Source organism: Gilvimarinus gilvus, assembly GCF_030518155.1.
Lineage (GTDB): Bacteria > Pseudomonadota > Gammaproteobacteria > Pseudomonadales > Cellvibrionaceae > Gilvimarinus > Gilvimarinus gilvus.
On sequence record NZ_JAULRU010000194.1, the window covers coordinates 1 to 305 of the forward strand.

A 305-nucleotide genomic window follows, 5' to 3' on the forward strand; every position below is an offset into this window, starting at 1 on the left:
AGGAAGTCGGCCGCCTGGAAAGTGAAGGGGGTGGCGGCGTGGCCGTTGGCAATGCCGACCAGGCCGGCGAGATCGACTACAGCCACCAAGGCCAGACCCACACCCTGCGCGATGGCGCCGTGGTGATCGCCGCCATCACCTCGTGCACCAATACCTCCAACCCCAGCGTGATGATGGCTGCCGGGCTGGTAGCCAAGAAAGCCCTGGAAAAAGGCCTGCAACGCAAACCCTGGGTGAAAAGCTCGCTGGCACCGGGCTCCAAGGTGGTCACCGACTACTTCCAGGCCGCCGGGCTCACGCCTTAC

At 64.9% G+C, this 305-nt stretch carries 1 protein-coding gene; it reads left to right on the plus strand.

All coding sequences use genetic code 11. The features are described from left to right. A partial coding sequence (locus QWI17_RS01600) for an aconitase family protein (RefSeq protein ID WP_302720739.1) occupies positions 1–305 on the plus strand: 305 nt, incomplete at both ends.